The 19,998-nt window shown below is 70.9% G+C and carries 22 protein-coding genes and 2 pseudogenes; 12 read left to right on the top strand and 12 right to left on the bottom strand.

Annotated features, from left to right (window positions below):
- Window positions 1–320: 320 nt before the first annotated feature.
- The 4 genes and pseudogenes from ACIRG6_RS07635 to ACIRG6_RS07650 all read left to right on the top strand — a co-directional run bounded on the left by ACIRG6_RS07635 (window position 321) and on the right by ACIRG6_RS07650 (window position 3,227).
- Entirely contained in the window at window positions 321–977 is a 657-nt protein-coding gene (locus ACIRG6_RS07635) for an AfsR/SARP family transcriptional regulator (RefSeq protein ID WP_364678071.1), read from the top strand.
- Window positions 978–982: 5 nt separating this feature from the next.
- Window positions 983–1,186, top strand: a complete 204-nt coding sequence (locus ACIRG6_RS07640; protein WP_318216794.1) for a hypothetical protein — start codon at window positions 983–985, stop codon at window positions 1,184–1,186.
- A 134-nt stretch (window positions 1,187–1,320) separates the two neighbouring features.
- Window positions 1,321–1,938, top strand: a pseudogene (locus tag ACIRG6_RS07645) (N-acetylmuramoyl-L-alanine amidase); the annotation flags it as partial.
- 80 nt (window positions 1,939–2,018) lie between these two features.
- Complete coding sequence (locus ACIRG6_RS07650) at window positions 2,019–3,227, top strand: DUF2235 domain-containing protein (RefSeq protein ID WP_364678073.1); 1,209 nt, start codon at window positions 2,019–2,021, stop codon at window positions 3,225–3,227.
- Window positions 3,228–3,540: 313 nt separating this feature from the next.
- Here the strand turns inward: ACIRG6_RS07650 and ACIRG6_RS07655 are convergent, their stop codons facing one another.
- The 6 genes from ACIRG6_RS07655 to ACIRG6_RS07680 form a co-directional block, all read right to left on the bottom strand.
- Window positions 3,541–4,923 (bottom strand): alpha/beta hydrolase family protein, encoded by a 1,383-nt coding sequence (locus tag ACIRG6_RS07655; RefSeq protein WP_364678075.1) that lies wholly within the window; start codon window positions 4,921–4,923, stop codon window positions 3,541–3,543.
- Complete coding sequence (locus ACIRG6_RS07660; protein ID WP_403321469.1) at window positions 4,920–6,278, bottom strand: MFS transporter; 1,359 nt, start codon at window positions 6,276–6,278, stop codon at window positions 4,920–4,922. Before ACIRG6_RS07660 ends, ACIRG6_RS07655 begins: the two co-directional genes overlap by 4 nt.
- A gap of 250 nt (window positions 6,279–6,528) precedes the next feature.
- Entirely contained in the window at window positions 6,529–7,356 is an 828-nt protein-coding gene (locus ACIRG6_RS07665) for a PaaX family transcriptional regulator (RefSeq protein WP_351138465.1), read from the bottom strand.
- A gap of 180 nt (window positions 7,357–7,536) precedes the next feature.
- Complete coding sequence (locus ACIRG6_RS07670; RefSeq protein WP_239766635.1) at window positions 7,537–7,983, bottom strand: TIGR03618 family F420-dependent PPOX class oxidoreductase; 447 nt, start codon at window positions 7,981–7,983, stop codon at window positions 7,537–7,539.
- A 323-nt stretch (window positions 7,984–8,306) separates the two neighbouring features.
- On the bottom strand, window positions 8,307–10,994 hold the full coding sequence (locus tag ACIRG6_RS07675) for a SpoIIE family protein phosphatase (protein ID WP_403321471.1): 2,688 nt from the start codon (window positions 10,992–10,994) through the stop codon (window positions 8,307–8,309).
- An 89-nt stretch (window positions 10,995–11,083) separates the two neighbouring features.
- A complete protein-coding gene (locus ACIRG6_RS07680; RefSeq protein WP_364678081.1) occupies window positions 11,084–11,506 on the bottom strand; it encodes a DUF6003 family protein in 423 nt (140 codons plus the stop codon).
- Between the two features lie 137 nt (window positions 11,507–11,643).
- On the opposite strand from ACIRG6_RS07680, the gene ACIRG6_RS07685 reads away from it, so the two are divergent.
- Both ACIRG6_RS07685 and ACIRG6_RS07690 read left to right on the top strand, forming a co-directional pair.
- Window positions 11,644–12,138, top strand: a complete 495-nt coding sequence (locus ACIRG6_RS07685) for a MarR family winged helix-turn-helix transcriptional regulator (protein ID WP_239766641.1) — start codon at window positions 11,644–11,646, stop codon at window positions 12,136–12,138.
- The gene (locus tag ACIRG6_RS07690; RefSeq protein ID WP_403321474.1) at window positions 12,135–12,578 is read left to right on the top strand and encodes a MarR family transcriptional regulator; all 444 of its coding nucleotides are present in this window, start codon (window positions 12,135–12,137) and stop codon (window positions 12,576–12,578) included. Before ACIRG6_RS07685 ends, ACIRG6_RS07690 begins: the two co-directional genes overlap by 4 nt.
- A 256-nt stretch (window positions 12,579–12,834) precedes the next feature.
- Here ACIRG6_RS07690 and ACIRG6_RS07695 read toward each other — a convergent pair whose 3' ends face one another.
- Window positions 12,835–13,107: a DUF4190 domain-containing protein gene (locus ACIRG6_RS07695; RefSeq protein ID WP_189229516.1), complete on the bottom strand. Its 273-nt coding sequence runs from the start codon at window positions 13,105–13,107 to the stop codon at window positions 12,835–12,837.
- A gap of 129 nt (window positions 13,108–13,236) precedes the next feature.
- Window positions 13,237–13,986 (bottom strand): MerR family transcriptional regulator, encoded by a 750-nt coding sequence (locus ACIRG6_RS07700; protein ID WP_403321476.1) that lies wholly within the window; start codon window positions 13,984–13,986, stop codon window positions 13,237–13,239.
- Between the two features lie 47 nt (window positions 13,987–14,033).
- Here ACIRG6_RS07700 and ACIRG6_RS07705 point away from each other — a divergent pair, with 47 nt between their 5' ends.
- Window positions 14,034–14,507 (top strand): DUF6194 family protein, encoded by a 474-nt coding sequence (locus ACIRG6_RS07705; RefSeq protein ID WP_364678340.1) that lies wholly within the window; start codon window positions 14,034–14,036, stop codon window positions 14,505–14,507.
- A gap of 62 nt (window positions 14,508–14,569) precedes the next feature.
- On the opposite strand, the gene ACIRG6_RS07710 is transcribed toward ACIRG6_RS07705, so the two are convergent.
- Window positions 14,570–15,124 (bottom strand): YceI family protein, encoded by a 555-nt coding sequence (locus ACIRG6_RS07710; RefSeq protein ID WP_364678087.1) that lies wholly within the window; start codon window positions 15,122–15,124, stop codon window positions 14,570–14,572.
- A gap of 281 nt (window positions 15,125–15,405) precedes the next feature.
- Here ACIRG6_RS07710 and ACIRG6_RS07715 point away from each other — a divergent pair.
- Window positions 15,406–15,797: pseudogene (locus ACIRG6_RS07715) on the top strand (SgcJ/EcaC family oxidoreductase).
- A gap of 84 nt (window positions 15,798–15,881) precedes the next feature.
- Here ACIRG6_RS07715 and ACIRG6_RS07720 read toward each other — a convergent pair.
- The gene (locus ACIRG6_RS07720) at window positions 15,882–16,253 is read right to left on the bottom strand and encodes a MerR family transcriptional regulator (protein WP_403321477.1); all 372 of its coding nucleotides are present in this window, start codon (window positions 16,251–16,253) and stop codon (window positions 15,882–15,884) included.
- Window positions 16,254–16,314: 61 nt separating this feature from the next.
- Here ACIRG6_RS07720 and ACIRG6_RS07725 point away from each other — a divergent pair, with 61 nt between their 5' ends.
- The 3 genes from ACIRG6_RS07725 (at window position 16,315) to ACIRG6_RS07735 (ending at window position 18,183) form a co-directional block, all read left to right on the top strand.
- The gene (locus ACIRG6_RS07725) at window positions 16,315–16,881 is read left to right on the top strand and encodes an RBBP9/YdeN family alpha/beta hydrolase (protein WP_403321479.1); all 567 of its coding nucleotides are present in this window, start codon (window positions 16,315–16,317) and stop codon (window positions 16,879–16,881) included.
- A 156-nt stretch (window positions 16,882–17,037) separates the two neighbouring features.
- Complete coding sequence (locus tag ACIRG6_RS07730; RefSeq protein WP_403321483.1) at window positions 17,038–17,811, top strand: DoxX family protein; 774 nt, start codon at window positions 17,038–17,040, stop codon at window positions 17,809–17,811.
- Between the two features lie 183 nt (window positions 17,812–17,994).
- On the top strand, window positions 17,995–18,183 hold the full coding sequence (locus ACIRG6_RS07735) for a DUF6381 family protein (RefSeq protein ID WP_364678094.1): 189 nt from the start codon (window positions 17,995–17,997) through the stop codon (window positions 18,181–18,183).
- Window positions 18,184–18,270: 87 nt separating this feature from the next.
- Here the strand turns inward: ACIRG6_RS07735 and ACIRG6_RS07740 are convergent, their stop codons facing one another.
- On the bottom strand, window positions 18,271–18,867 hold the full coding sequence (locus ACIRG6_RS07740; protein ID WP_365021715.1) for a TetR/AcrR family transcriptional regulator: 597 nt from the start codon (window positions 18,865–18,867) through the stop codon (window positions 18,271–18,273).
- Between the two features lie 71 nt (window positions 18,868–18,938).
- Between ACIRG6_RS07740 and ACIRG6_RS07745 the strand changes: the two genes are divergently transcribed.
- Window positions 18,939–19,445, top strand: a complete 507-nt coding sequence (locus ACIRG6_RS07745; RefSeq protein ID WP_365021717.1) for a GNAT family N-acetyltransferase — start codon at window positions 18,939–18,941, stop codon at window positions 19,443–19,445.
- Window positions 19,446–19,620: 175 nt separating this feature from the next.
- Here ACIRG6_RS07745 and ACIRG6_RS07750 read toward each other — a convergent pair whose 3' ends face one another.
- A complete protein-coding gene (locus ACIRG6_RS07750) occupies window positions 19,621–19,998 on the bottom strand; it encodes a gas vesicle structural protein GvpA (protein WP_364678099.1) in 378 nt (125 codons plus the stop codon).

Below are 19,998 nucleotides of genomic sequence, written 5' to 3' on the forward strand. Positions count from 1 at the left end.
AGGGGGCGTGCCCGGTGTCCAGAGCGGTGTGCGGGCTGCGTGCTCCGCAGCGGCCGCCCGCCCGACGCGTCGGCGTCCGCCAGGTCGCCCACGGGTCACGTCCTGGCAGGGAAGGGCAGGAAATGGGCAACGGGCACCGAGAGGGTCGCGGCCCGGCCGGCCGGCGGTCGCCGCATCAGGCCGTCCCGGCTCCGTTCCCCCGCGCTCCCGCCTCCGCGGACTCCGGGCGGGTCGGGGCCGGGGTGTGCATCGGTGTCCTGGGAGGCTTCGGACTGTGGGTGGGCGGGGAGCCCGCGGCCGTCCCCGTGGGGTCGGAGCGCGTGCTGGCATTCGTCGCCCTGTGCGCCCGGGCCGGAGTCCCCCGCCCTCTGATCGCGGGCACCTTGTGGCCGGCGTCGTCCGAGCACAGTGCACACGCCAATCTCCGCTCGGCCCTGGCACGCCTGCACCACGCCGGCCGGCAAGCCCTGGAGATCGGCCCGGCCGAGGTACGTCTGGCCTCCGACACCACCGTCGACCTCCACGACGCCCGCCGGACCGCCCACCGCATCCTCGACCCCGCCGAGGCCGGCCGGCTCCCGGGCTCCTGCGTCCTGGACGCGGTCGATGCCCTCTCCGCCGATCTGCTGCCCGGCTGGTACGACGACTGGGCGCTGCTGGAAGCCGAGGACTGGCGGCAGCTGCGCATGCACGCCCTGGAGACGCTGGCCGAGCGGCTGATCACGGCGCGACGGTATGCCGAGGCCGTCACCGCCGCGCACGCGGCCGTGCACGCCGACCCGTTGCGCGAGAGCGGCCAGGTGTGTCTGATCCGCGCCCACCTGGCGGAGGGCAACCCCTCCGAGGCCCTGCACGCGTTCGCCCGCTACGGCCGGCGCCTGCACGACGAACTGGGGCTGGAGCCGACCGAGCGGCTGCACCGGCTGGTCGCCGGCCTCGCCCGGTCACGCCACCGTGACGGCCGGTCCGGACGGTGAGGGGCATGACCGCATCGAGCACCGGCGTGATGATCATCCGGGTCTGGGTGGAGGAAGGCTCCGACCAGCCCCTGCGGGCGCATGTCCGCGTGACCGCCGACATCGCTTCTGGCGTCGAGCGCAGCATGACGCTCACCCGGGTCGATGCCGTGTGCCGGGTGATCCAGGAATGGCTGGAGGAGATGCTCACCGACCGCGACGGAGGGTGACGGCCCGGGACCGGGGCCACGCGACCGTCACACGGCGGTGACGCTTCGGCCGGAAGACTCGCTCCTGGGAGTTCCCCGCGGAATGTCGCCCGTCGAGGAGATCTCCTGTGCACCGCACCCCCGAGGAGGAAGCCATGGCCGCCCCCATGTCAGCAGACCGGTTTCTCGACGCGCTGCGCGCCGAAGGGCTCACCGTCGTCGAGCACCGGTCGTGGCGCACCCACAACCGCAACCACAAGGGCCCCTGGGGCCCCGTGAACGGGGTGATGGTCCATCACACGGTCACCTCTGGCACGTCGAGCAGCGTCCAGTTGTGTTACGACGGGCACTCCGGCCTGCCCGGGCCGCTGTGCCACGGAGTCATCGCCAAGGACGGCACCGTGCACATGGTCGGCAACGGCCGCGCCAATCACGCGGGGCTCGGGGACGACGACGTCCTGCGCGCAGTGATCGACGAGGTGGCCCTGCCGCCCGACAACGAGGCCAACACGGACGGCAACCAGCACTTCTACGGCTTCGAGGCGATCAACCTCGGCGACGGCATCGACCCCTGGCCCGAGGTGCAGCTGGAGGCGATCGCGAAGGCGGCCGCCGCTGTCTGCCGGGCACACGGCTGGACCGAGCGCAGTGTGATCGGTCACCTGGAGTGGCAGCCCGGCAAGATCGACCCCAAGGGCTTCACCATGGCCTCGATGCGCGGCCGGATCAAGAACCGCCTGAGCGCCGTCCTGACCGGAACCCACGCTGGGCCATAGGGCCCCGGCTCCGCCGGCGGCACACGCGTACAACGTGTGCGAACCGTTACGAGCTCATTCACAAGGAGGGATGGTCAATGGCCACGCGTCTGGTGGTCTGTTGCGACGGGACATGGAATGTCGCGGACCAGCCGAGCAAGACGAACGTCGCCAAGGTCGCCCTGTCCGTGCGCGCCGGATCCGTTGCCGGCACGGAGCAACGCGTCTACTACCACAGCGGTGTCGGCAGCCGGCGGGGGGAGCGCCTGCGGGGCGGCGCGTTCGGTGTGGGGTTGTCCCGGAACGTCGTGGACGCCTACCGGTTCCTCGTCGAAGCGTACGAGCCCGACGACGAGTTGTTCCTTTTCGGCTTCAGCCGCGGTGCGTTCACCGCCCGCAGCCTGGCGGGGCTGGTACGCAACAGCGGCATCCTGCGCCGGGACCACGCCGACCGGATCCCCGAGGCCTGGGCTCTGTACCGTGACCGGATCGAGAAACCGAACGGTGCCGCCGCCACGCTGTTCCGCCGCTCGTACGCGTATGAGACGGAGATCAGGTTCATCGGCGTGTGGGACACGGTCGGCGCCCTGGGTATCCCCGTTCCGGACACGGCATGGCTGCAGCCGACGGCGACCCGGTTCAATCACCGCTGGGCGTTCCACGACACCGAGCTGAGCAGCTGGGTCAAGGCGGCGTTCCACGCACTGGCCACCGACGAGCAGCGGTCGGCGTTCCGGCCGACACTGTGGCATCAGAAGGCCGGTTCAGCGGCGTCGGGCCAGGAGCTGAAGCAGGTGTGGTTCGCCGGGGTTCACTGCGATGCCGGTGGTGGATACAAGGAAACGGGACTGTCCGACATCACGCTCCTGTGGATGGTCGATCAGGCCCGCAGGCACGGGCTGGAGTTCGACGCCGATGTGCTGAGCACGGCCGGCCCACCGGTCATGCAGCCTCGGGAGAGCGTCGACTTCCGCGTACGGCCGGACGCTTCGGGCGCTCTGCACGTCTCGCGGACGGGCATGTACCGACTGGCCGAGCCGCTGCACCGGCCGCTCGGTGAGGCGGTGAACGACGCAGGCGAGCCCGACGGCAACGAGTTCCTTTCGGTTCCCACGAAGGAGCGCTACGACCAGAACACGGGCTACCGGCCGCCGGAGCTGGTGCGCTATCTGAGCAGGCAGGAGCGGGTCCGGCTGGAGCCCGTCCTGTTGCCGGGCCTCTCCGCGGGCCTGCCACCCATGCCACCGGCGCCGACCGGCCCGGGAACGGCGGTCGACACGCACGACGGACTCGACCGCCCCACGTGACGCCCCGCGGGGCGACCCGGGATCCACGTCCCCGTCCGGTCGGCAGTCGAGCCCGGAGATTTCCAGCGGACCACCCGGTACTTCCCGAACGGCGTGCCCGACAGACCGACCACGTGCCTCCTCGCACACATGCGGGCCGCCGGACGACGTCACGGTCGGCTTCTCTGTCCGGCGGCTCCACGATGATCCATGGGCGGATGCTCATGACCACAGACGCGGACCAGAGCGGGCATCACGCACGCGGAGCCACCCCGTCTGCCTCCAGGCGGGTCGCACCGACGAGCGCACGCTCCGGCCCGTGCCACTCGGGGCCCTAGCGGGACACCGTTCGCCGGCCGTCCCCCGGGTGGGCCAGGTCGTAGGGACGGGGGTACGGAGCCGGGTGGTACGGGAGGTAACGGGGCTCGGACGCCGGATCCGCAGCCTCGGCGAGGGAGTTCAGGGTGGTGGGCGAGGTGTCCCAGCGCCCGGTGTCCAGGCGGTGTTCCAGCGCGTGCAGTGCGCCGGTCATCTCGCCCGGGGTGAAGGTGCAGTGTCCGGGGCCGTCGACGTACGCCTGGCGCAGCAGCGGACCGGAGCCCGCGGCGCCGGCGGCCCGCCGGTAGGCGCTCTCCGCCTGTACGGGGATCAGCGCATCGCCGGTGGTGTGGATCGTCAGCTGGGGATCGGACAGCCGGCCGGTGAGCGCGCTGGTGCGGCTCATCCACCGCACGGCATCGGGGTCGGCGGCGATCCGTGGCGCGCGGTTCAGGGCGGCGAGGTCGGCCCGCAGGGACGCTCCGGCCTCCTTGTACAGCTCGCTCACCTCCTTGAACAGCGGCGACCGGCGCAGCATGGCGGTGTAGTCGACGCCGGTGTTCCAGGACGGATTGCCGCCGGCACGGCTCTCCGCCTCCTGCCGCCAGCCGAAGGCGGGCTGCTGGAGGAGTCCGCGGACGGCCGCGTACTGGTTGGCCTGCCGGCCGGCCCAGTCCGTCGGGCCCGGTTCGGTCTGGGTGGGGGAGTTGTAGCCGGGGATGTTGTGCAGGGCGGCGGCCAGGGCGATGCGGGCGCGGCCCTCGGGGGTGCGCTGGGCGGCGTCGGTCGCCGCCGTCAGTGCGTCGGAGGCGGCGCGGGCATCGCCCTGGCCGGTGAATCCGGTGAGCCGGACGCCGGAGCCGGGGGCGAGCAGGGTGTGCAGCGCGAACACCGGGTCGAGCGTGCTGTTCCAGTTGGCGACCCCGCCCTGCACCAGGCCGCACATCGACAGGGAGCCGTCGAAGCGGTCGCCGTGCCGCTCGGCGAGTGCCGTGGTGACGAGGCCGCCGTAGGAGGTGCCCCAGGCGAGCGTCCGCCGGGCCGTGCCGTACCGCTCGGTGAACAGGTCCAGTGTGGCGAGCTGGTCCGGAACCGCTTCCGTCAGGGCCCACCCGGTCGTCGCGTAGGACGAGCCGACGAGCGCGTACCCCGCCGCCAGCAGCTTGCCGCGGGTGTCGGTGTCGGGCGCGTTGCGGGCCGGGTTCGGGGAGCCGGACGGTGTGTAGCCGTGGCTGTAGAGCAGGACGGTGCCGTTCCAGCCGGCGGGCACGTCCATCACGTAGGCGGCCCCGGAGGGGAGCCGTCCCTCGACGTGGGCGTCGGCGGGGGCGGCGGCCTGCGCGGGCAGGGCGGTCACCGCGAGCAGGGCGGCGGCCGACAGGGCCAGACGGGTCCTCAACGGGGGGTTCCTTCCGGTGCGGGGGACGGTGCGACGGCCCGCGGCACGGACGCGTCGAGACGGGCGGTGCGCGTCTCGCGCATCCGCCACACGGTGACGCCGGTGATCGCGGCGCCCGCGCACAGCAGCAGGGCGACGGGTGTGCTGCCGCCGCCGGACGAGGCGACGAGGCTGCTCGCGATCAACGGTGAGAAGCCGGCGCCGATCAGGGTTGCCGCCTGGTAGCCGAGCGAGGCGCCGGTGTAGCGGACCTCGGTGCCGAACAGCTCGGTGAGCAACGCGCCGAGCGGCCCGTACATCGTGGACTGGGCGACGCCGTGGCCGAGGACCAGGGCGAGGATCAGCAGGCCGGGCGAACCGGAGTCCACCAGGGCGAGCACCGGGAACGCGAGGGCGGCGCAGGCGACGGCGCCGACGAGGACGACGGGGCGCCGGCCGATCCGGTCGGAGAGCGCGGAGGCGGCCGGCAGGACGGCGAGGGCCACGCAGGAGGCGACGGTCACGGCGGTGAGGACCTGCGGGCGACTGTAGCCCTGGTCCACGGCGTACGAGATCATGAAGCCGGTCAGCAGCGACTGCGCGGTGAACGCGCCGATGCCGACGCAGGCGGCCAGCAGCACCGTCTTCGGCCGGCGCAGCACCTCCAGGACCGGCGGGCGGGCCACCGGTTCCCGCTTGCCCTGCGCGAACAGGGGGCTCTCCGCGACCTTCAGCCGCACGAACAGGCCGACGGCCAGCAGGACGACACTGAGCAGGAACGGCACCCGCCAGCCCCAGGAGCGGAAGTCGTCGTCGGGCAGGGCGGAGACGAGGGCGACGACGCCGGCGGAGAGCACGGAGCCGAGCGGGGCGCCGAGCTGGGTGAAGCTGGACCACAGGCCGCGCCGGTCGCCCTGGGTGCTTTCGGCGTGTTCGACGACCATCAGGGTCGCGCCGCCCCATTCGCCGCCGATGGCGAGCCCTTGTACGACGCGCAGGGCGACCAGCAGCACCGGTGCCCACACGCCGATCGCGCCGTACGTCGGCAGCAGTCCGATGAGGAAGCTGCCGCCGCCCATCAGGGCCATGGTCAGCAGCATCATCGACTTGCGGCCGATGCGGTCGCCGAAGTGGCCGAAGACTATGCCGCCCAGGGGCCGGGCCGCATAGCCCGCGGCGAAGGTGCCGAAGGCGGCGATGGTGCCGACCGCGGGGTCGGCGCCGGGGAAGAACAGCTCGCCGAAGACCAGCGCGGCGACGGTGCCGTAGACGAGGAAGTCGTAGAACTCGACGGTGGTGCCGAGCAGGCCGGACAGCGCGGCGCGGCGCAACTGCCGGTATTCCGGGGACGGTTGACGGGAGGGGGACGGCTGCACGGTGAGCTCCCTGGGGGACGGGACGGTGCCGGTACCCGGTGAAGTTAGGCAGTAAATCTTCAGCCGTCAATCATTTGCACAACATCGGGCCGGACGTCGGCGCCGCATCAGCAGCGCGTGCGGGATGTGGCGCTCCGCCGCGTCGAGTGGGCCGTGACGCAGGCGCAGCCCGGACTCCTGGGGCGAGGCGTTGAGCGTCGGATCGGAGGACGGCGCCGAGCCGGGGCGGTACTCGGAGCCTGTCGCGGTACTACGCCTGTGCCTCGCGCACGGGCACCAGGTCGAGCAGCCGCCGCGCAGCGTCCCGGGCGGGCGGGGTCAGCCGGTCGTGCACCGTCCGGAACGTCTTCTCGGCCCGCTCGGCCGGCCAGTCGTCCGGCAGGTGCTCGACCGGCAGCCGGGGATCGCGGCGGATGAGCCCGAGCCACTCCGTCTGGATCCGCAGCCGCAGCACAAGCGCCTCGTCGCCGTCCGGCGTCCGCTCCGCGCAGGGCTGCCAGTGCCGGACGAAGGCCTCGTACGACGCCGAGAGGTCGGGCAGCTCCCAGGTCTCCTCGATCATCGCGCCGATGTCCATGCCGGCGTCGGCGCGCGCACGGAACACCTTGACATGGGCGGACAGGCCCAGCTCCGCCACCAGCGACGACACGTCGACCTCGCCGGGCGCGATCCACAGCCCGTTGAACAGCGGCCCGAACCCGGCCCAGGTCAGCTGGGAACGCAGGTCGTGCCGCTGGCGCTGCCAGGACTCCGGCAGCGAGAAGCCGAGCATCGTCCAGGTACCGTCCCACTGCCGGTTGACGGCGCCGGTGTGCCAGATGCGCCGCTCGCCGTCGCGCAGGACGGCCTCCGCGCGTTCGGTCACCCCGAAGTACATGCGGCGGCCCTCGCGTTGGCGGCGCAGCAGCCCCCGGCCCACCATGCGGGTCAGCGTCGAACGGGTCGCCTGCTCACCGATCCCGGCCCGCGCGAAGACGTCGATCAGGCTGCCGGAGTACACGCAGACGTCCCGGCCCAGCATCTGGTCGCCCAGGAAGGTCAGCATCAAGGACTGCGGCCGCAGCGAGTCGTCACGCATCACGCGGCCACCGTACCTCCGGCCGAGGCGCGCCCTGCGCGACGGTCCGGGTCCGAGGAAGCCGTGCAGCGTGGCAGAACCGTGCGGTCCTCGGGACGAGGGTCCACCTGGACAACACATCTGCCCGGCGCTGAGGCGTCTGCTCGACGCCACCGGGACACTGCCACGACTGCCCGCGGGTCAGGCCCCGGGAACAGGACCGCCGGGCCGGAACCGCTCCACCCCGACGATGTGCCGCACCTTGACCGGTCGCACGATCACCGCGACGCGCTGCTCCCCCGGCATGATCCATTCGAAGCGCTCACTGCCCAGGTACTTCCGGGCCAACCGGTCCATCCGCTCGTGTGCCTCCTCGCCCTCGACGAAGCGGGACACCACACCGCTGATCTGCACGCGGTCGAAGGGATCGGTGGCGTCGGCGTGCGACAGGTACACGCGGGGGTCGCGGCGCAGGTTCTCCTCCTTCACCCGGCCCACCGACGTGTTGAAGGTCAGCTCTCCCTCCCCTTCCAAGTCCACCCACATCGGGCTGACTTGCGGCGCCCCGTCGGCGAACACGGTGCCGACGTACCAGATGTTGGGAGCTTGCAGGCGGGCACGGACGGCTTCGTCGAATATCGCGGTCATTCCGCGAGGCTACCAACCATGATCGACAAGGCTGGGACGACCGGTGCGTGTCGGTCCGTACGCGCGCACGCGCTCCTTGCAGCCCGAACAGGATGAGAAGCTCGACCGCGCCGTGGTCGTGGGACCGGGATCCCGGAACGCGGTCCCCGAGCGCGCGGGCAGTCGCCGCGGACATGGACCGGGCCCCGGCGACATGGACGGTCGAGCGGGCCGACGCACCCCGGCGGACCACGACCGGACCGGGCGGACGCACCGCCGAAGTCGCCGACCACGTGGCACGACCGGCCGCTGATCCCACGGCGGCCGGCTGCGGGTCCCGGCGGTCACTCAGCCCCGGCCGGCAGGTCTTGGCCCTGGGCGAGTGACTGTTCGGTCCAGATGACTTTGCCGTGTCTCGCATAGCGCACGCCCCACCGGTCGGCGAGCTGAGCCACGAGGAACAGGCCCCGGCCGCCCTCGTCGAATTCGGCCGCCTGGACCACGCGCGGCGCGGTACTGCTCGCGTCGCACACCTCGCAGATCAGGACGTGGTGCCGAAGGAGTCGAACGGTGACGGGCGGCGCGCCGTACCGTACGGCGTTCGTGATCAGTTCACTGAGGACGAGTTCGGTGGTGAAACCCGTGTCGTCGAGTCCCCAGCTCTCCAGTTGCCGCATGCACTGGGCGCGGACGGCACCGACTGCCGCGAAGTCGGAGGGAACGTTCCACTGAGCCATGTTCTCGGTCGGGAACCGACGGGTGGCCGCCACGAGCAGGGCGACATCGTCGCGCGACCTGTCCGGCACCATGGCGTCGATGACGGTACTGCACGTGCTCTCGCAGCTCGGCCCAGTGCGGGCGAGGACCGACCGCAGCACCTCCAGTCCGGTGTCGATGTTCCTGCTCCGGCTCTCCACCAGCCCGTCGGTGTAGAGAACCAGGCGGCTTCCTTCCGGAATGGCGATCTCGGCGGTCTGGAACGGAACGCTCCCCAGGCCGAGCGGCAGATTCGCCGGCACGTCGACGAACTCCACCGAGCCGTCGGGCAGGACGAGTGCGGGCGGTGGGTGCCCGGCGGCGGCGACGGCACACCGGCCGCTGGTCGGATCGTAGACGGCGTACACCAGGGTCGCGCCGGTGACGGCCTGCTCCTCGCCGTCTGCCTGATCTGCGGCGTCCAGGCGTTTGACGAGTTGGTCGAGATGGAACAGGAGGTCTTCCGGGGGCAGATCGAGAGCCGAGAAGTTGAGGACCGCGGTTCTCAGTCTGCCCATGGTGGCCGCAGCCTGCAGACCGTGCCCGACCACATCGCCCACCACCAGGGCCACCCGGGCCCCCGACAGGGGGATGGCGTCGAACCAGTCACCGCCGACACCTGATCGGGCCGGGAGATAGCGGTGGGCCACCTCCACGGCGTCCTGTCGGGGCAGGTCCCGCGGCAGCAGGCTGCGCTGAAGCGACACGGCGGTGGCGTGCTCCCGTGTGTAGCGGCGCGCGTTGTCGATGCACACCGCCGCGCGGGCCGTCAGTTCCTCCGCGGGCGAGACATCGTCCGGCTGGAACGGAGGGTGAGGACCACGCCAGAACATGACGAAGCCCAGTACCACTCCCCGCGCACGCAGCGGCACCGTGATGAGTGAGTGGAAGCCCAGTTCGAGAAGGCGCTGTGCGCCTTCCGGATCCGGTGTCCGCCAGTCCTGTGACCGTGCCAGATCAGGCACCAGAACAGCGTCCTCCCCCTCGATCGCCTGTCGCTGCTGGGCGAGCGGCCCGTACTCCAGGCTGCTGCCCGCCTCGTGCCAGGGCCAGGATTCGACCGCCCCGCGCACCGCCGCGCGCCGCACCGACGACGCGACGCCCGGTGCGGGTTCGTCCCCGCGCAGCACCGGCTCGAAGAGGTCGACGGTGACCACGTCCGCGAACTGCGGGACGACGAGATCCGCGAGCTCCTCGGCGGTGCGCACCACGTCCAGGGTGCTGCCGATCTCCGCGCTCGCCCGGTACAGCAGTTCCAGTCGCTCGCGTGCCACGTCCACTCGCCCGGCGAGAGCGCGGAGCTCGGTGGTGTCACGCAGCGTGGCGACGCCACCGGTCGGGCCGCGCCCGTCACGGTTGGTCCGGCGCACATTGACCGCGAGCAAGCGGCCGCCCACCAGCTGAACGGCATCGTCCACACTCTCCTCGGACGCCAGGAGCCGCACCATCGAGGGAGGCAGGCCAAGGTTCCGCAGCGGTCGCTGTTCCGCATCCGCAGGGAGTTGCAACAGCCGCCGTGCCTCGTCGTTGACCAGCAACAACCGGCCGTCCTCCCCGATCACCAGGACCCCCTCGCGCGCCGCATGCAGCACCGCGTCATGGTGCTCGTACATGCGCGTCACCTCGGTCGGCCCGAGCCCGTGCGTCTGCCGGCGCAACCGCCGGCTCACCAGCCACGCCGCGCCCGTGGCCAACGCCAGTGACCCCGCGGCACCGGCTGCCAGCAGCGGAAGTTGCCGGTAGAAGGTGCCGCTCACCGTGCTGATCTCCAGGCCGGCCGTGACTATGCCCACGACCCTCCGGTCCGCATCGGTGACCGGCACGACCGCGCGCACGGCGTCCGTCGGCGCTCCCCTGAACAGTTCGGTGTAGGACTCGCCGGCGAGTGCCCGGCTGAAATCGCCACTCGCTCGCTTGCCGATCAGGTCGGGCCGGGCGTCGGTGTAGCGGACACCGTCCCGGTTGAGGACGGCGACGAAGTCCACGCCTGACGTCCGACGTGCTCTTTCGGCCATCGGCTGCAGTACGGCTGTCGGGTCCGGGCTCTGCAGCGCCGCCGCGACACCGGGAGAACTGGCGAAGCCCGCCGCCACGGCAAGCGCTTCGTGCCGCGCCCCGCGCACCGCGTGACTCCGCGTCTCGTACACCAGTGTGGTGTCGCTCAGTGCGGCCAGTAGCAGCACGATCAGCAACTGCAGCACGAAGACCTGCGCCGCAACGCTGTGCAGCCCCGGTTTTCGTGGTCTCGGTGACGCGCCGCTCGTCCCCTCACGCATTCACCAGTTTTAGCACCTCTTGGTCCGTTATCGCCGAACAAGAGGGGGTGCGGCATCCCGGCCTGAGTGGCGGCGAGGCCCTGGCGGCGTCAGCGGGCGAGCGCCTTGACGGCGGTCAGGTCCTCCCCGGTCAGTTCCGCGATGCGGTGCGCCGGCACACCGGCCGCCAGCGCGCGGGTGAGCAGTGCTTCGCGGCCGTCCGCGCAGGAACGGTAGGCCAGCAGCTCCTCCTCCAGGCGTGCGGCGTTCTCCGGCGCGGCACGGTGACGCAGACGGCTCAGTTCCTCCTCGCCGAGGGGGACGGGCAGCCGCTCGGCGCCCTCCGGGATGGACTGCGTCTCCTCCGGCGGCAGCAGACGCAGCGCGGGGGACGAGGCGGTGACACCCTGCGCGTCGAGCCAGGCGCGTACGGCGGGAGTCTGCATGCAGGCCAGCTCCCCGAGGGCCGCGGGAGGCGTTCCGAGCGTCAGGTCCGGGCCGTCCAACAGGACGAGGTAGGCGTCGTCGGTCATCTTCTCTTTCCTTGCAGGGGAAGGCGGGTCGGATCCGCAGGCCTTCCCTATACCCACCGCGGGCCGCCTCATCGGGGTGATCTTCTTTGATCCGGCGAATAGTAGCCATAGACATAGTCGCCATGTACTCTATCTGCATGAGCAAGGGTTCACCCGGCCACACGCCCGGCTTCCTGGTATGGCGGCTCGCCAACAAGTGGCGCGTCGCGGTCGATCGTGCCGTGGCTCCGCTCGGCCTCACCCACGCGCAGTACTCACTGGTGGCATCGCTGTACGGCATGCAGCGCACCGGTGAGCGGCCCAGTCAGCGCCGGCTCGCCGACCACACCGGCCTGGAGGCGCTGTACGTCTCCAAGCTGGCGCGCGCCCTGGAGTCGGCCGGCCTGATCGAGCGCACCCGCGATCCCCGCGACCCGCGCGCTGTGCAGCTCGCTCTCACCGAGCAGGGCCGGACCGTCACGCGGCAGGCCATCGCGGTGGTCCACGACCTGCTGCAGCAGTTGCTGGAGCCGCTCGACGGCCTCGAGTCCGCACGGACGCGCGCGTTCACGGACGAACTGAGGGCCCTGCTCGACGCACCTCTCGCACCTTCCGTACCGAACGACGAAAGCACTGAGGGGACCACACCATGACCACCACCGCACCCGTCGCCGACTCACGCGCCCTCGGCCTGGCCCACTACGCCGCCCGCGGCGTCCTGGAGCACGTCCTGGCCCGGCACGGCGTCACGTTCCAGCAGCAGATCGCGCTGCGCGCCGCCGTCACCGCCGCCGCCCCGCAGACGGCGGACGATCTCATCACCCAGGTCCGAGCCACCCTCAAGGCCGATCCGGTCGCCGTCCGCGCCACGCTCGACGAACTGCTGGCCGAGCGGCTTCTCGTCGCGGACGGTGCGCACCTGCGCCCCTCGGACGCGGGGCGCGAGCTGCTCGCCGCCGTCGGCGCGGAGACCGCCCCCTTCACCGCACGTATCTGGGGTGGGATCCCCGCCGACGACCTCGCGGCCGCCGGCCGCGTCCTCGCCCTGGTCACCGAGCGTGCCGACGCGGAACTCACCGCGCTGACCGCCTGACCACCGAGCGAGCCGATCAGGGGCCCGTGGCGACCCGCAGGGCATCCCACACGGCTCGGTTCACCGGGTGGTTGTGAAGGGCGGTCGCCTCCGCGGCGGAAAGCACTGCGGGGCTTCAGCCGAACGATCGTCCCCGCAGGTATGAGATGAGGCCCGGGGTCACAGTCCCCTTCACAACCACACCCCCCACAACGCTCACGGCCACGCCGGCATTCCGCGCGGACCCCGGCCAGGTGTGAGGGGTGGATGTGGGTGGTCAGCCGATGTTCCAGGTGAAGCTGCCGCCGTTGTTGGCCGCGACGGCGAACATCACGATCATGAGGACGATGTCGACCACACCGAGGCCGATGTCCCACTTCGCCATCGCGGAGCCGGTCTGACGCAGCGCCACGGCACCGAAGATGATGGCCAGCGGGCCGAGGATGATCGGCAGGAAGAACAGGCCGACGATGCCGCAGACCAGACCCGCGATGGCCAGCCCGCTCGTCCGGCTCGTCTTGTGCGCGCTCGTTCGGCTGTAGGACGACATCGTTATCTCCCAAACTGTCGCGGTTGGCTTCTTTTGCTCCTTCGGTTCCTGTCTGATTGCCCGTCCCGGCCGATGCATGCCTGCGCTGCCCGGGTCAAGTACTGCCGACCGCTGGGAAGTTGCCGTGAACTACGAGGTCGACGCGTCCTCGGCGGACATGACGACGGCCGCCAGATCAGTGCCCGCTCGCAGTAGCGCCACGGTCCTCGCAGCGATCTGGTCAAGACGCTGCCGCAGGATGCACTGGGTCGCTTCCACGCCGTCGAGCCGGTGCAGGGACCCCATGACGTCGCGCACCGCGGGGATGCCGTAGCCGCTGCCGCGCAGGGCCGCAACGATCCGGGCCGCCCTGATCGCCGAGAGCCCATAGCGACGTGCTCGCAGGGAGGTCACCCGCTCGGGAACCACCAGTCCTTCCTGCTCCCAGAACCGCAGGGCCGAGGGACGCACACCGAGTGCGCCGGCGAGCTCCGTGATCGTCATGACATCACCCTCGCGCTCGAACTCGCCGGCCTCCGCTTCGCTTTGGATCGCACGCAGCGCTTGTTGCGCGCGCAGGGCCTCGTCCCGTTCCCGTGCGAGACGGACGTGGACCGCGTTGATCGCCGAGGCTGCCGTCGCCATGGTCTCTGTTCGCAGCTCCGCGAGCATCTGCCGGGCCGCGACCGGCCCGACAGCACAGGCAAGTCCCCGGTAGGCGCGAAGAGCCTGCACGTGAAGAGGCGTATAGGAGCGGTAGCCGTTCTTCGATCGTGCGGCCGGGGGAATGACTCCCAGCCGCTCCAGGTCGCGAACCTGTTGCACCGAGTAACCCGACTCTCTGGCGACCTCGACCGTCCGGAGCGGCACTCGCTGCGAACCGTTCGTGGTCTCGCGCACCGGTCAACCCCACATAAGCACTTGAAGGACATGCTTGAACCATGAGTATGGAACAGATCATCGCGACCGTGCGAGCCTTCGACGGCGCGCTCGTCCTTGCCCCGGAGCAGGGAGGCGACCTCCCCGAGATCGCGTGGGGAGACGCGTTCTTCTACTACTCCCCCGACGGCCAGGTACCTCACCACGTCCAGCCGTACGGGACGATCATCACCAAGGACTACCCCGGCGACACCGCTTCCGACCTTGACCCTCCGGGCCGCTGGCGTGTCAACATCCACGTCGACCGTGCGACGTTCCAGCAGCTCACAGGTGAGGCGCCACGCAGCCTCAGCCGCTCCCGCGACCACGCGGCCGCCGACACGGTGATGCCCCACCCGGTGTACGGCGAGCTCGGCTGGATCTCCGTCGTCACACCCGGGGAGCGGACGACGGACACCGTTCTGCGGCTTCTGCGCGGCGCGCACGACGCCGCTCGTGCGCGGTTCGCGCGACGACACGAACAGACAGCCACTGGAGACTGACCCTCACGGTCCGGCCTTCCGCTCCCGCCCCTGCCGCGAAGGGCCGTGCCGGCCGGCCGCTGTCAGCTCTGCTTGATCGCGGAGATGTCCAGCTCCAGGACGATCTTGTCCCCGACCAGCACGCCGCCGCCTTCCAGGGGCGCGTTCCAGGTCACACCGAAGTCCTTGCGGGAGATGGTCACCGATCCCTCCAGACCGACCCGCTGGTTGCCGAAGGGGTCGACGGCGCTGCCCGTGTACTCGACGTCGATGCCGACCGGACGGGTGGTGTCCTTGATGGTGAGGTCGCCGGTGACACGGAACTCGGTGTCGGAGAGCGGCTCGACCGAGGTGCTCCGGAAGGTGATGTCGGGGTAAGTGGGGGCGTCGAGGAAGTCGTTGGTCCGCAGGTGCTGGTCACGCTGTTCGACGCCGGTGTCGATGCTTTCGGTCTTGATCACGACCTGGGCAGTGGAGCGGGCCGGCTCGGCGCCGTCCAGGCGGGCGGTGCCCTCGAACTGGTGAAACGCACCGCGGACCTTGGTCACCATGGCATGGCGGGCCACGAAGCCGATCCGGCTGTGGGCGGGATCGAAGACGTAGTCCCCGGTGAGGTCGGCGAGGTCGGTGGTCGTCAAGGTTCCTCCATGGGGCTTGAAGGCCGACGGTCGGCCTGGATCGTTGGCGCTCCACGCTAGGGCTTGGCCGCTTCACGGCTGACCGGACACGCGGGCCTGTCGCGAACCCTTACGGGACCTCGGCAAGGAAGCCGCGGACCGCGTGCGCGGAGCCGGTCGGGTCGGGGGCACACGGAGTGGTCCGTCTTTCGCGGTTCACGCTCGGCACCTCGGGCCTGTCCGGCCGGTCCCTGGGCGACGATCTTGACCTCAAGTCGACTTGAGGCATCAGAGTGATCCGCATGAACGCCGAAACCGCAGACGTCAACTCCATCAAGCAGGTCGTGGCCACCGTCGAGCGCACGCAGCGCGCCAAGGACGCGGAGGGATTCCTGCGCTGTTCCATCCCGATGCCGTCTGGACGACCGCCCACGGCAAGGTCCTCATCGGCTTCGATGCCATCGCCGAGTTCACGCGCGCCGTGCTGCCCACCGCGAGCTGGGACGGTGAGGTCACCTACGAGGCAGTGCACACGCAGTTCCTGCGGCCCGATGTGGCGGCCGTCAAGGTCCGGCAGATCTACCACTCGGCAGAGGGCGACACGGAAGGCGCTCCGCTCTACGTCATGACCAAGCAGGATGACGGAAGGTGGCTGCTGCACGCCTGCCAGAACACCGAGGTGCAGGTCGGTTGAGCCGAGGCGATCCGGCCGGACCGGTCGACCCACCCGGTCCGCGTAGTTCCTCGACAAGCGTGCCCGTCGCCTGGGCAGGTCCGGTCAGGGCGTTGTCAGCGCGCCGCCACCGGTCGACACGAGCTCGCTCAGACGCCGCTGGGTCTCGCGGAGTTCCGCTTGTCTGGCGTCAAGGCGTCTGGCCAGGGAGTCCAGTTCAGCCCGCAGATCCGGGCACATCTCCAGTGCCATGCCGTGATCGCCGGTACGAACGCAGTCGGAGTACCGCTGGATGGTCGAGGTTCCCAGGCCGGCGGAGATCATCGCCCTGATCTGCGCCACGCGGGTGACGTCGGATGCCGAGTAGTCCCGGTACCCGCTGCTGTTGCGGGCCGGGACCAGGAGTCCTCGGTCCTCGTAGTGACGCAGCGCTCGCGCGCTCACGCCGGTCCGCGCGGCGAGTTCGCTGATCAGCACCGTCGGTTCCTCCTCATCGTCTTGACCTTCACGCTGACGTGAAGCCGTACCGTCCTGCGGCATGACACCTGGAACAACCCGGCAGCGTGCCTCGATCATCCACGGCTACGGCGCGACCCCCGAGGACCACTGGTTCGGCTGGCTGGCCGGGCAACTGCGAGCGGACGGCATCCCGACCACGATCCCGGCCCTTCCGAACCCGCAGGACCCGGATCCCGAGCAGTGGACGGACGCCGTACGCACCGAACTGGGCACGCTCGACGCGCACTCGATCGTCGTCGCGCACAGCCTGGGCTGCCTGACCGTGCTGCGCCATCTGCGCTCCCTGCCGAGCCCCTGGCGCCTCGGCACGCTCGTGCTGGTCGCCGGCTTCGTCGATCGACTGCCCGCGCTGCCGGAGCTGAACGCCTACATCGGACACGGCTGTGACGTGGCAGGACTCAGCGACCACATCGACCGGCTCACGATCATCCGGTCGGACGCTGACCCGTACGTACCGCCCGGTCACACCGACCGCCTCGCCGACCTCCTCGGAGTCCCCGCACGCATAGTCCCCGGAGGCGGTCACTTCCTCGCTTCCGACGGCATCACTTCACTGCCCGAAGTCCGAGAAGCCATCGTGTGGTGACGGCACAACGTTCGCGGGCCACCGGCATCCACGTCATGGATCGGCGGCATCAGCACTTTCCATGAGCCAGGGGATTCCGCCGGGCCCGAGTCCACCGCACAGTGGCGCGTAAGCCACCTACCGGTGCGTCCTTCACCTGTGCGAGAGGACTCCTCCATGCCCGATTCCCGGTCGGACACGCTGCGGCGCGTCATCAGCGTCGCCCCGGCCCACCGTTTCCCGTCCGCCGCACCGAGTGTCGTACGCGTCGCCGCCGGGGCCGTCATGGCGGTCCACGGCATCGACAAGCTCGTCGACGGGCCGGCCGGGTTCGGCGCCTTCCTGGGCAGTATGAGTGTCCCCGCGCCGACGCCGATGGGGTGGGCGGTGGCGGTCGGGGAGACCCTCGGCGGCCTGCTGCTCGTCGGCGGACTGCTGTCGCGGCTCACGGCGCTGCTCCTGGCCGTCCATCTGTGCGCGGCGATCGCACTGGTCAACGCGGACACCGGCTTCGTGACACCCCAGGAGGGTGCGGCGAGCGGGGCTGGTGCGGAGTTCCCGCTGATGATGGTGGCTGCGTTTCTCGTCGTGCTGCTGGCCGGGCCGGGGCCGCTCGCGCTCGACCGCTGCCTCGGCATCGAGAACCCGCCGACGGCCCGTCGTGCCCCCGCTGCCACGCGGCCGTCCGCGCTGCGCGCGTCCGTCGCCAGCGGCGTGATCGGGGGTGTCATCGGCGCGGTGATGAGCGCCTTGGCCAACTACCTGGTTGTCGGCGTTCCTTCCGGCGCCGGGGCGAACGCCGCCAACCACGCCGTGTCCGGGCTGATCAGCGGCTTCCTCGCCGGGTTCCTCGGTCTGCTGACACATCAGCGCAAGCACGGCGCAGCGGCACAGTCCGACGCCGCGGACTCCCCGCCGGCGCACGCGACCTCACCGCTCCCCGAGGTGTGACCGACCGCGCCGGAAAGCTCGTCGCGGGCGAGGGACCTGCCCGCTCTCTGCGGCGGGCGGAGGTGAGGCTCCGCACCCGGGTGCGGGTACGACGTCACCGGCGCACCCTGGAGACAGGGCGAGCGGCACCCCGCGCCGGTCCACCGCTCGCCCTGGGGTTCCCCACTCTCGAGGTGATCGACCATGAGCTCAGAAGAAACGCGCGAGCGGCTACGGCACATGCGGGAGAAGGCCAAGGACCTGGCTGAGGCCGCGGAGCGGGCCAGTGATCCGCAGCAGCGTGCCCGTCTTCGGGAGGAGTCGCGCTCGCTGGAGTCGCGGTGCGAGCAGGAGAGCGGCATGCGCAGCGGGGACATCTACCCCTGGGAGTAGAGGGAGCAGTCCGGCCCGGGCAGACCGCCCCGGTGGGGCCACCGCGCCCCGCCGCTCGTCGGCCCTGGCCACCTCGCCGGTCTGGCATCACCCCTTGCCCCGGTCCTCGCCGCGCAGCAGGGCCAGGTGCCGGTGAACGGCGGCGGTGACCCTCTCCTCGTCCCTGGTGGCGAGAAGGTCGAGCAGCGCTCCGCGCAGGACCGCCAGCGTCATGGTGCGGCGAATGACGCCGTCCTCACCGTCTCGTTCCGGCTGTGGCTGGCAGGCGGCCAGGACGCCGAGCCAGTCGTCCACGGTGGACCTGGCGAACCCGGCCCAGGGGCCGTCGGGCTCGACGAGGGAACGGGCGTAGGCCTCGGCCCACAGGCGCAGCAGCGGCTGGTTTTCGTCGGCGGCGAGCCATGTCCACACCCGCTCTGCCGCCGATGCCAGGCCGGCCGGCCTGCTGGTCCGACGGAGGTCTGCCAGGAGGGCCAGCTCATCGGTGCGGGCCCGCTCCAGCAGGGCCCGCACGAGTCCCTCCTTGTTCCCGAACAGGAACATCAGCACCCGGGTGCTGGAGCCGATGGCCTCTGCCAGCGGGCGCAACGACAGATCCGCCAAGCCGTGGGTGAGCGCGTAGGCGTAGGCGGCTTCGAGCAGTTGGGTCCGGCGTGCGGACGGGGTTGCGGTCTTCGGAAGCACGGATCTAACCTAAGGGCACTGACACGGTCGTGTCAGTAACGTACAGCGAGATGACCTTGCGGAGAGTGCGCATGCCGGAGGCAGCCAAGCAGCGGCAGATCGTGGTCCGCCATGCCGACCGGCCCGGTGACCTGGGCTGGGTGGTGATGGCCCACGGCGAGCTGTACGCCCGTCAGTTCGGCTTCACCACCGATTTCGAGGCACTGGTGGCCGAGATCGTCGGCGACTACGCGGCCAAGCACTCCCCTGACAAGGAGGCGGCCTGGATCGCCGAGATCGACGGTGAACGCGCCGGTTGCGTGTTCCTGGTCGCCGCCGACCAGCCGGGCGTGGCCAAGCTGCGCGTCCTGCTCGTCACTCCGGCCGCCCGGGGCCTGGGTCTCGGCACCCGGCTCGTCGAGCAGTCCCTCACCTTCGCCCGCGAGGCCGGCTACCGGAGCGTGACCCTGTGGACCACCGACAATCTGGTGTCCGCCCGAAGGATCTACGAACACTTCGGGTTCGTCCTCGTGGACGAGGAGCCCCGGCACAGCTTCGGACACGACCTCGTCGGCCAGAACTGGGCCCTCGACCTCTGATCGAAGCCAGGCGGGCATGGCCCTGCACCGTCGTCAGCGCGAGGGACCCCGGTCGGCAGTCTCCCGGTACAGCATCGTCCCGTACAGCCGTCGTCCCAACGGGTCACCGGTTCGGCACCGCCCCGCGAACGTCCGAGTACCGGCACCGTGCTTCCGTGCGGCCACGGTACTTCCGTCACCTTTGGCGCCCTCCGGGCTGCCTCTCGCCCCGGGCCTGCTGGAAGGCGTCGGAGATCGTCTCCGCGGCTCCCGACAGGAGTCCCTTGGTCGCACCGCGGGCCCCCGACTCCTTCATGCGTCCCGGAAGCTCGGTCAGCCCGGCCGGCTTGCGCGGTCCGGCCTCCAGGTCGAGGCGGTTGCAGGCCTCGGCGAAGCGCAGATAGGTGTCTACGCTGGCCACCACGATGCGCACGTCGATCTTCAATATCTCGATGCCGACGAGGGAGACGCGGACGAACGCGTCGATCACCAGCCCTCGGTCGAGGATCAGTTCCAGGACGTCGTAGAGGCCGCTGGAGCCTCCGCCGCCGCCTTGCCGCGCCACTACGGTCAC

Origin of the sequence: Streptomyces flaveolus, assembly GCF_044765825.1 — a bacterium.
Taxonomy (GTDB): domain Bacteria; phylum Actinomycetota; class Actinomycetes; order Streptomycetales; family Streptomycetaceae; genus Streptomyces; species Streptomyces flaveolus.